At 71.0% G+C, this 9,597-nt stretch carries 10 protein-coding genes and 2 pseudogenes; 5 read left to right on the top strand and 7 right to left on the bottom strand.

Features of this window, described 5'->3' with window-relative positions; all coding sequences use genetic code 11:
- Window positions 1-24 precede the first annotated feature (24 nt).
- The 5 genes from HGA02_RS04450 to HGA02_RS04470 form a co-directional block, all read right to left on the bottom strand.
- A complete protein-coding gene (locus HGA02_RS04450) occupies window positions 25-1,209 on the bottom strand; it encodes an ADP-dependent glucokinase/phosphofructokinase (protein WP_168677968.1) in 1,185 nt (394 codons plus the stop codon).
- Window positions 1,210-1,264: 55 nt separating this feature from the next.
- Window positions 1,265-2,131, bottom strand: a complete 867-nt coding sequence (locus HGA02_RS04455; protein ID WP_124342293.1) for a ketose-bisphosphate aldolase — start codon at window positions 2,129-2,131, stop codon at window positions 1,265-1,267.
- A gap of 71 nt (window positions 2,132-2,202) precedes the next feature.
- Complete coding sequence (locus tag HGA02_RS04460) at window positions 2,203-3,090, bottom strand: carbohydrate ABC transporter permease (RefSeq protein WP_210728160.1); 888 nt, start codon at window positions 3,088-3,090, stop codon at window positions 2,203-2,205.
- A 2-nt stretch (window positions 3,091-3,092) separates the two neighbouring features.
- A complete protein-coding gene (locus tag HGA02_RS04465; protein ID WP_343035267.1) occupies window positions 3,093-4,076 on the bottom strand; it encodes a carbohydrate ABC transporter permease in 984 nt (327 codons plus the stop codon).
- A gap of 86 nt (window positions 4,077-4,162) precedes the next feature.
- Complete coding sequence (locus HGA02_RS04470; protein ID WP_246247422.1) at window positions 4,163-5,434, bottom strand: ABC transporter substrate-binding protein; 1,272 nt, start codon at window positions 5,432-5,434, stop codon at window positions 4,163-4,165.
- A 312-nt stretch (window positions 5,435-5,746) separates the two neighbouring features.
- On the opposite strand from HGA02_RS04470, the gene HGA02_RS04475 reads away from it, so the two are divergent.
- Window positions 5,747-6,574 carry a DeoR/GlpR family DNA-binding transcription regulator gene (locus HGA02_RS04475; RefSeq protein ID WP_168677972.1) on the top strand — a complete coding sequence of 276 codons (828 nt, stop codon included), beginning with the start codon at window positions 5,747-5,749 and terminating at the stop codon, window positions 6,572-6,574.
- Window positions 6,575-6,645: 71 nt separating this feature from the next.
- Window positions 6,646-6,969, top strand: a complete 324-nt coding sequence (locus tag HGA02_RS04480; protein WP_168677974.1) for a VIT1/CCC1 transporter family protein — start codon at window positions 6,646-6,648, stop codon at window positions 6,967-6,969.
- Between the two features lie 31 nt (window positions 6,970-7,000).
- Here HGA02_RS04480 and HGA02_RS04485 read toward each other — a convergent pair whose 3' ends face one another.
- Complete coding sequence (locus HGA02_RS04485) at window positions 7,001-7,399, bottom strand: YccF domain-containing protein (RefSeq protein WP_168677976.1); 399 nt, start codon at window positions 7,397-7,399, stop codon at window positions 7,001-7,003.
- 85 nt (window positions 7,400-7,484) lie between these two features.
- On the opposite strand from HGA02_RS04485, the pseudogene ybaK reads away from it, so the two are divergent.
- The 3 genes and pseudogenes from ybaK to HGA02_RS04500 all read left to right on the top strand — a co-directional run.
- Window positions 7,485-7,970: pseudogene (ybaK, locus tag HGA02_RS04490) on the top strand (Cys-tRNA(Pro) deacylase); the annotation flags it as partial.
- A gap of 374 nt (window positions 7,971-8,344) precedes the next feature.
- Window positions 8,345-8,560: a hypothetical protein gene (locus HGA02_RS04495; protein WP_124343095.1), complete on the top strand. Its 216-nt coding sequence runs from the start codon at window positions 8,345-8,347 to the stop codon at window positions 8,558-8,560.
- Window positions 8,561-8,706: 146 nt separating this feature from the next.
- Window positions 8,707-9,057, top strand: coding sequence for a WhiB family transcriptional regulator (locus HGA02_RS04500; RefSeq protein ID WP_124343094.1), 351 nt, complete (start codon window positions 8,707-8,709; stop codon window positions 9,055-9,057).
- Window positions 9,058-9,117: 60 nt separating this feature from the next.
- Here the strand turns inward: HGA02_RS04500 and HGA02_RS04505 are convergent.
- Window positions 9,118-9,597 (bottom strand): annotated as a pseudogene (locus tag HGA02_RS04505) (thiamine biosynthesis protein ThiF); the annotation flags it as partial.

Genomic DNA, 9,597 nt, shown 5'->3' on the forward strand with positions numbered 1-9,597 from the left:
CGGGCGGCGTCCCGCCCGTCCCGCTCACGCCCGCCCCGCTGCGGCGAGGAAGCCGCCGACGAACGTGTCGCCGAGCCCGATCGTCGTGGGCGCGGCAGTGTCCAGCGCGAACGCGGGGACGCACACCGCGCTCGGGAGGACGGACTCGAGCGCCGCGGCGAAGGCGACACCCTCGGGCTGCGGCGCGCGCGTGCCGGTCGCGGCGTAGTCGTCGGGCGTGAAGCCGTCGCCGTGCACGTACCGCGTGCCGGCCATGGTGATGCCGCCGAGCAGGGGTGCGCGGTACCGCTCGGCGTCGCCGCCGTGCGCGAGCGCCCAGTGCTTCGTGTGCACGACGCGCGTGGGCGCCGGGACGACGGACGCGAGCTCGACGAGGGCCGTGGCGACGTCGTCGGCGTCGAGCAGGTCGACCGTGCGGCCGAGCCAGGACTGCAGCTCGTCCTCGTTCATGGCGTAGACGTCGACGAGCGCGGACAGCTCGTCGCGCACGCGCCGAGCCAGCGCGGGCACGTGGTAGCCGGCGTCCTCGAAGTAGGCGAGCGCGCCGGGGGCCAGCCGCTGGAGGCCCTTGCGGACGTCGGCGAGCCGGTGCTCGAGCGTCTCGGCGTCCTGGATGACGTTGAAGCCGGACACGAGCACGACGTCGGCGTCGGCCATCGCGTCGGGCAGGCCGGGGTGCAGGAGGAGCTCGCGGTTGGGCGGGTCGTTGACGTAGATGATGCGGTTCGGGTGCGGCGCCACGACCTCGTCGGACCCGACGCGGACGGTCGTCCCCGCGGGGAACTGCACGATGAGGTGCGGGTCGAGGCTGTCGGACTCGGCGCTGCACAGGTACGACGTCGACGCGGGCAGCAGTCGCCGCACGTGGTCGTCGATCGAGACGAGGTGGACGGTCGACGCGAGGCCGAGCACGTCCATCGCGATCGCGGCCCGCACGCACGTCCCGCCGAGGGTCACGCGGACGGGGAAGTGCGCGGCGAACGCCGCGACGATGTCGGAGGAGGCGACGAACCGCTCCCCGCCGACACCGTCGCGGACGAACGCGAGCAGCGTGCGCAGCAGGTCCCGCTCGGAGCCGATCGGCACGTGCACGTCGAGCTCGTCGGGCGTGATCGCGTGCGCGGCGACCAGCCGGTCGAGGACGTCGGGCGTCCACGCGATCTCGTAGTCGACGGTGCCGCCGAGGCCGAGGACGTAGCGCGTGCTCATGAGGACCTGCCGTTCGGTGCGGGTGGTGCTGGCGCTGGTCAGGAGGGGCGTGGCGTCAGTACAGGGACGCCTTGCCGGCCGCGTCGAACAGGTCGATCTTCTGCGCGGCGACCTCCTTCATGGCGGCGATCGCGGGCGGCTGGATCGTGTTGGGCTCGCGCAGCGTGGCGTCGGCCAGCACCTCGCGCATCTTGTCGTGGTAGACGACCTTGATGTCGCTCGAGATGTTGATCTTGTTGACGCCGAGCTTCACGGCCTGCCCGATCTCCGCGTCCGGGTTGCCGGAACCGCCGTGCAGCACGAGCGGGATGGGCAGCAGGGCCTTGATCTCCTGCAGCAGGTCGAGCTTGAGCTCGGGCTTGACGTGCTTGGGGTAGAGGCCGTGCGCCGTGCCGATCGCGACGGCGAGGCTGTCGACGCCGGTGCGCTCGACGAACTCCACGGCCTCGGCCGGGTCGGTGTAGGTGATCTGCGAGACGGCGACGCCGTCCTCGGCCTGCTCGTCGAGCTTGCCGATCGTGCCGAGCTCGCCCTCGACGGACAGGCCGACGGCGTGCGCGGTGTCGACGACGCGCTTGGTGATCGCGACGTTCTCCTCGAACGGGAGCATCGACGCGTCGATCATCACCGAGGTGAACCCCGTCTGGATCGCGGTGAGCGCCTGCTCGTAGGTGCCGCCGTGGTCCCAGTGGATCGCGACGGGCACGGACGAGCGGTGCGCGCGGTGGATCAGCGCGGGCAGCAGGTCGTGGCCGATGTGGCTGACCTCGTCGGGGTGGATCGCGACGATGAGCGGCGCCTGCCGGTCCTCGGAGATCTCGAAGATCCCCTTGCCCATCGCCCAGTCGCTGATGTTGAACGCGGGCACCGCGAAGTTGTGCTCGTTCGCGACTGCCAGCAGGCGGGTGCCGTTGATCAGCATGGGGGTGTTCTCCTTCGGTGTTCTTGCGGGTCGTGCTGCGGTATCCCCGGCAGGAATGTGGCGGGAATCGGTCAGATCTTCACGGCGCCGGCCGTCATCCCACCGATGAAGAATCGCTGGAAGAACAGGAAGAGCACCAGGACGGGAATGCATCCGAGAATGCTCATCGCCATCATCTCGTTCCATTCGTACGAGTGCTGGCCCATGAGGAGCTGGATGCCGATGGGGACCGTGCGCATGTCCTCGGTCCGGGTCAGGGTGAGCGCGAAGAGGAACTCGTTCCACGCGATCATGAAGGTGTAGATCCCGACCGAGACCAGGCCGGGCACCGAGATGGGGACGAGGATCCGCCACAGCGCGGTCATCGGACCGGCGCCGTCGACCTTCACGGCCTCGTCGAGCTCCTTGGGGAGCGTGTTGAAGTAGCCGGTCATCATGATGATCGCGTAGGGCAGCGTGAACACCATGTACGTGAGGATCAGACCGGGGTAGGTGTTGTAGAGCTTGAGCGCGACGACCAGCCCGAAATAGGGGATGAGCAGCGTGATCGGCGGGACCGCCTGCACCGACACGACGACGACGTTGATCGTCTTCTTGCCCCAGAAGTCGTAGCGGCTGAAGGCGTAGGCGGCCAGCACCGCGACGAGCAGCGTCAGCAGCGTCACGGAGATCGCCACGACGTACGAGTTGAGGAAGAACCGCAGCTTCACCGGGTCGGTGAGGATCGTGGTGTACGCGTCGAACGAGAAGCCGTCCGTGATCAGCCGCGGGGGGTAGGCGAAGATCTCCGGGTTGCGCTTGAACGAGCTCGACAGCATCCACAGGACGGGCAGCGCCGAGAAGCACGCGCCGACGACGAGCGCCGCGACGACGGCGATCTTGCGGCCGGTCTGCTTGGGTGCGGTCCGGAGCGGGGGCCGGTCGGTCGTGGTGCCGACCGTGGGAGCCAGGGTGGTCATGGTCAGTCCCTCGCCTTCTGGTGCCGGACGTAGAAGAACGCCAGGACCATGGACAGCAGCAGCACGACGACGGCCGCGGCGGAGGCCACCGAGAACTCGTACTCGGTGAACGCGAGCTTGTAGGTGAAGGTCGAGAGCATCTCGGTCGACGTGATCGGGCCGCCGCCGGTCGTCATCCAGATGAGCGCGAACTGCTGCGTCGTCCAGATGAAGTCGAGCAGCGCCATCGAGACGATGATCGGGCGGAGCTGCGGCAGGGTGACGTTGCGGAACTGCCCCCACCAGCCGGCGCCGTCGACGCGCGCCGCCTCGTACAGGTCGCGGGGGATGCCCTGGAGCCCGGCGAGCAGGCTGATCATGAAGAACGGGTACCCGGACCAGATGTTGATGAACGTGACGGCGCCGAGCGCGGTCGACGGGTCGGACAGCCACTGCGTCTGCCCGTCGGTGAGCCCGAACGTGCCGAGCAGGTAGTTGACGACGCCGTTGGGGTTGAGCAGCAGCCGCCACAGCACCGCGATGATCGCGACGGTGAACAGCCACGGCAGCACGTACAGGACGCGGAAGAACGCCTTGACGCGGTGCGTGAGCAGCGGGGTGTTGAGCAGCAGCGCGAACGCGAGCCCGATGACGAAGTGCGCGACGACCGACCCGACCGTGAAGACGAGCGTGTTGCGCACCGCGACGGTGAACACCGGGTCGGTGAGCACCTCGAGGTAGTTCTGGAAGCCGACGAACGCGGGGTTCTTGTTCGTGATGACCCGGTCCATCAGGGAGTACTGCACGACCATGACGATCGGGGTGACCATCAGGACGATCAGCAGCACGCCGGTCGGGGTCAGGAACCCGTAGGGCGTGAACCGGGCCCGCAGCTGCGCGAGCGTCAGCCCGCGGCGGGGTGCCGGCGCCCCGGTGGGCTCCGGTCCCGCGGCGACGGCGACCGGGTGGTCGTCCGTGCGCGCCCGGGTGGGGTGGGACGTGATCACTGGCTGTCTCCTCGGGGGATGGGGCCGCGCCAGGCGTTCGGGGGGTCGGCCTGGCGCGGCCGGTCCGGGTCAGGGGTGGTGCGCCCCTAGAACTCCGCTTCCCACTTCTTCTGGGCGGCTGCGAGGGCCTCGTCGACGGTCTGGTCGCCCTGCAGGGCGCGCTGCAGCTCCTCGCTGAAGTCGCGCATGAGCTGCTCGGCGACGGGCAGGCCCGTGAACTCGTTGGCCGGGTAGCCGTTCTGGTAGATCTCGAACGCGGTGCCGAACAGCTCGTCCTCGGTGACGAAGTCCGGGACGGACTCGGTGTTGCCCGGGAAGGCGTGCGCGATCGACGAGAGCTGCGCGTTGGTGTCCTTGCTCATGAGGAACTCGACGAGCTTCCAGGCCTCGGCCTTGTGCTCGCTGTTCTCCGAGATGCCGATGCCCCACGAGGCGTAGGGGATGCCGCGCTCGCCGGTGTACCCGTCCTCGGCCGGGATCGCCGAGATGGAGAACTTCAGGTCGGGGTTGGCCTCGCGGATGGTGTTCACGTGCGCGAGCGAGTCGATCATCATGCCGACCCGGCCGTTGGTGAACTCCTCGACCTTGTCCTGCTCCTTCATCGTGAAGGCGCCGGGCGACACGACGCCCTTGTCCCACAGGTCGGCGACGAACTCGACGCCGCTGGAGACGTCGGGGTTGTCGACGAGCGCCGGCTGGCCGTCCTTCAGCATCGAGCCGCCGGACGCCCACACCCACGACATGACGTCGTTCTGGACGCCGTTGGGCGCCTCGAGCGACAGCGGGAGGACCCAGCCGTACGTGTTGTTGCCGAGGCCGGTGATCTTCTCGGCCGCGTCGGCGAACTCGGTCCGCGTGGCCGGGGGCGCGGCGACGCCGGCCTGCGAGAGCACTGCGTCGTTCGTGAACATCGGGTAGACGAAGTTCACGACGGGGATCATGTACGTCGACCCGTCGACGGCGACCTGGCTGACGAGCTGGCTGTCGTCGTACCCGGCGTCGGACATGATCGACGACAGGTCGGCGATCGCGCCCTGCTGCGCGAAGTCGTTGACCCACGCGCCGTCGAGCCCGACGACGTCGGACATCGTCCCCGCCGCGGCGCCGGCGATCACCTGCTCCTTGGTCGAGGCGTACGGGCCGCTGAGGAGCTCGACCGTGATGCCGGGGTTGGCGTCCTCGAACTCGTCCATGAGCGCGCGGAACTCGCCGTCGGGGAGCTCCGGCTCCCACCACTGGGAGAACTCGAGCGTGACGTCGCCGCCGCTCTCCCCGTCGCCCGAGCCGCCGGACCCACCGCCGCTGCACGCGGTCGCCACCAGCGCCACCGCGCCGAGCGTCGCCACAGCTCGTGTCATCCGAGCTCCGTTGCCCATGACCCACCTCATCTCGGTTGCCATCGTGAGTGCCGCTTCATGCGGACTCTTGCGCACATCTGCGTGTTTCCAGAACGTACTTGCGCCCCGCTGTGCCGTCAAGCGCCCGGTTTGCGGGTGGTGGTGCGCGCGGCCGAGACGATTGCCGAGGGGCATCACTGCAGGTGATGGACGTATCAGTGCGCTGAACTGCGCAGGCGTCTGCGGGAACGCTCCCATGTGCGTGTTCCTGCGGGGACGCTGAACCCCGCAGACAGTCGCAAAAGTACGCACCGGTGTGCTACAAGTTCCTGCATGACTTCCTCGACCGCCACCGACGCCGGGAGCACCGCGCGGCGGCTCCCGGCCGGGCGCAAGGCCGAGCTCGCCGCGTACGTGGCCGAGGTCGGCGAGGTGACCGTCGCGCAGCTCGCCGACCGCTTCGACGTCTCGGCCGACACCATCCGCCGCGACCTCGACGCGCTCGACGCCGACGGCGTGCTCATCCGCACGCACGGCGGTGCGGTCAGCACGTCCGCGATCCCGCGGCCCGACACCGGCCTCGACGTCCGCCTGCGGCTGCAGACCACCGCGAAGGAGCGCATCGGCGCGCTCGCCGCGACGCTCGTGCACGACGGGTCCGCGATCGTCGTCAACGCCGGCACCACGACCCTCGCGCTCGCGCGGCACCTCGCCGACCACAGCGACCTCACGATCGCGACCAACAGCCTGCGCCTCGCGACCGAGATCGCGCCGAAGGTCTACCGCGACCTCTACGTGTTCGGCGGGGCCGTGCGCGCGAGCGCCCAGGCGACGGTCGGCCCGGTGCGGCTCCCGGCGCTCGCGGGCGGTCCCGAGCTCGACATCCGCTGCGACCTCGCGATCATCGGGGTGGGCGCGGTCGCGGTCGACGCGGGCTACTCGACGAGCAACCTCGCCGAGGCGCAGATGATGGGCGACATGATGGACCGCGCCGCGCGCGTCGCCGTGCTCGCGGACTCCTCGAAGTTCGGCCGCCGGCTGTTCGCGCAGATCGCCGACCTCGGCCGCGCCGACTACCTCGTCACCGACGTCGCGCCGCCGCACGACCTGCACGACGCGCTCCGGGCACGGGACGTCGAGGTCCTCGTCGCGGCAGACTGAGCCGTCGGGGCAGCAGGGCGCCGGTCGTCGGTCCGCCCGTCCGCTGGACGCCTCGCCGGAAGGGGAGCGCGATGGTCGACGAGGTGCTGGCCGGACGCGTGCGCGCGCTCGTCGGGGCGCGGGTGCCCGTGGTGGAGCGACGGATGTTCGGCGGGGTCGCGTTCCTCGTCGGCGGGCTCGTTCCTGTCCTCGCGGTACTGCTCGTCCCGACCGCGGGCGCGCGCGTGCCGGTCGTCGCCGCGGCCGTGATCGTCGCGCTCGTCGTGACCGGTGCGCTGAGCGCCCGGGCCGGCAGCGCACCCGTCCGGCGGGCCGTGCTGCGCAACGTGATCGGGGGCGGTCTCGCGATGGCCGTCACCTACGGCGTCGGCAGCGTCGTCGGGCTCGCGCTCTGACCTCGGCGGGTGGCGCGCGCCGACGCCGGCGTCAGGCGCCGTAGGCCGCGAACGGGCGGTCCGTCGGGACGATCTCCTTGCCGAGCGGCAGCAGCGACACGGGGATGAGCTTGAGGTTCGCGATGCCCATCGGGATGCCGATGATCGACAGGAACAGCGGGATCGCCGTGACGACGTGCCCGATCGCGAGCCAGATCCCCGCGACGACGACCCAGATGACGTTGCCGATCGTCGACCACGCGCCCGCGGTCCGCTTGTCGACGACGGTGCGCCCGAACGGCCACAGCGCGTACCCGGCGATGCGGAACGACGCGATCCCGAACGGGATCGTGACGACGAGCAGGCAGCACAGCACGCCCGCGGCGACGTAGCCGAGCGCGAGCCAGAGTCCCGCGAAGACGAGCCAGATGACGTTGAGCAGGGTGTTCACTCCCCCAGCCTCGCACCTCGCGGGACCCGCGTGACGGCCCGGACGACCCGGCCCGCGCGTGCGCACGCGTCCTAGGCTGGCGCCCGTGGCGAAGAAGGACGCGAAGCACGCTCCGACCGGTACCCCTGCGCTCGTCGCGCTCGCCGCGGCCGGGGTGCCGCACACCGCGCACCCCTACGAGCACGACCCCGCGAGCGACGTCGGGTACGGGCTCGAGGCCGCGCAGGTGCTCGGGGTCCCCGCGGAGCAGGTCTTCAAGACGCTCATGACGAGCGTCGACGGCCGGCTCACGGTCGCGGTCGTGCCGGTCACCGGGAAGCTCGACCTCAAGGCGCTCGCGCACGCCGCCGGGGGCAAGAAGGCGGCGATGGCGGCCAGGCCCGACGCCGAGCGGGCGACGGGCTACGTCGCGGGCGGCATCTCGCCCCTGGGCCAGAAGACCGCGCACCCGACGGTCGTCGACGAGACCGTGTGGCTGTTCGACACCGTGTTCGTCTCGGGCGGGCGCCGCGGCCTCGACGTCGAGCTCGCGCCCGACGACCTCGTCCGGCTCACGTCCGCGACCGTCGCGCTCATCGGGCTGCACCAGCCCCGCACGCGTGAGGAGCTCGGCCGCGTGCCGGGGGTCGGTGCCCAGACGCTCGCGACGCTCGGCGACGACGTCCTCGCGGTCGTCGCACGCGCCGCCGGGAGCGCGACGCAGGGCTGACGGCGGCGTACGGGCGGGCCGACGCACGTCCGCACCGCAGGGCGGCGACGGGCGCCCGGGCGGGTCGACGGAGGGCGTGCGAGAGGGCTGAACGGGCGACCGTCGGAGATTCGTCGAAGACATGTCGTTTATTCGGTTGTCCCGCGTCACGACCCCGCCCTACTGTGATCCTCGTCCTTGAACGTGGGCTGCGCCGGAAGGCCAGAGCCCGGAGCCGGAAGGAGGTGGGAGTCGCGATGAACACCAACCTGATCGTCACCTCGAGCGTCGCTCAGGCGTGCGCACATGTCGCCGCGCCCACCGGCGCCGGCTTCGAGGGGCGTGGTGTGTCCATCTCCGGGATGACGGCCATCGAGGGCCGGTTCCAGGGGACGGGTGTCGACACCGAGCTCCTTCCGACGTGGCGCAAGCGCCCCACCACCGATCGCTACATCCGTCTCAGGACTCCCTAGGTCTGACCCACTGAGGTCGCCCAGGCCGCGGAGTCCGTACATCGGATCCGCGGCCTTCACATTTCCCCGATGACCCGGGGTGAACGTGTCGGTCCGGTCCGGACCACGAACGACACGCTCATCAGCGAGGACATCAGGAGGACATCGTGCGGCTCACGACGCTGCTCGACACCGTGAACCAGGGCGGATCTGGCGCCTGGCCTCCCACGGGCAGCACCGCGACCACCGACGACACCCAGTTCGACGCGCTCGTCGCCGACCTCATCCCGTGCCGCTCGCACGACCCGGAGCTGTGGTTCGCCGAGCAGACGGTGGTCGTGGAGCGCGCGAAGGCGCTGTGCCGGGAGTGCCCGCTCATGGAGGGCTGCCTCGCCGGCGCCATCGAGCGGGCCGAACCCTGGGGCGTCTGGGGTGGTCAGGTCTTCATCGGCGGTGTGGTCGTCGCCACGAAGCGTGGCCGGGGACGCCCGCGGAAGAACCCGGCCCCCGCGGCCTGACCCGACGGCGGGGCGCACCCTGACGAGGGGGCGCCCCACCGCCCGATCTTCCGGCGACCCTCAGGTCGTCGGCACCGGTACCCGTCCCACGACGGGCAGGGCGGTGCACCCGCAGTCCGGGTGCACCGCCCATTCGCGTACCCGGGGCAGGGCGTCGGGCAGGCCGAGCTCGTAGGTCGTCCCACGGCTGGGCCCGGCGGTGCCGTCGAGGAACGTCAGGGCCCAGGCGGCGGCGGTCGACGCGGCGACCCCGGCGACGACGCCGACCTCGGGGCCGTCGGCACGACCGGGAGCGGTGACGAGCTGGGCGACGAGCGTCGGCCACACCGGGTCGACGTCGGTGCGGTGCAGGTCGAGGCACCGCAGGCAGGGGCCGCGTCCCGGGTCGACGAGCGGGCCGACGAGCGTATCGCCCTCGCGCACGACGACCGACAGGTGGGGGACGCCCGAGCCGACGAGCAGCGTCGCGCGCGCCGGGTCGGCCGCACCGTGCTCGACCACGACCACGACGTCGGGGGTCGCCCGCCCGTCGACGTCGAC

Origin of the sequence: Cellulomonas septica (assembly GCF_012396155.1) — a bacterium.
GTDB lineage: Bacteria > Actinomycetota > Actinomycetes > Actinomycetales > Cellulomonadaceae > Cellulomonas > Cellulomonas septica.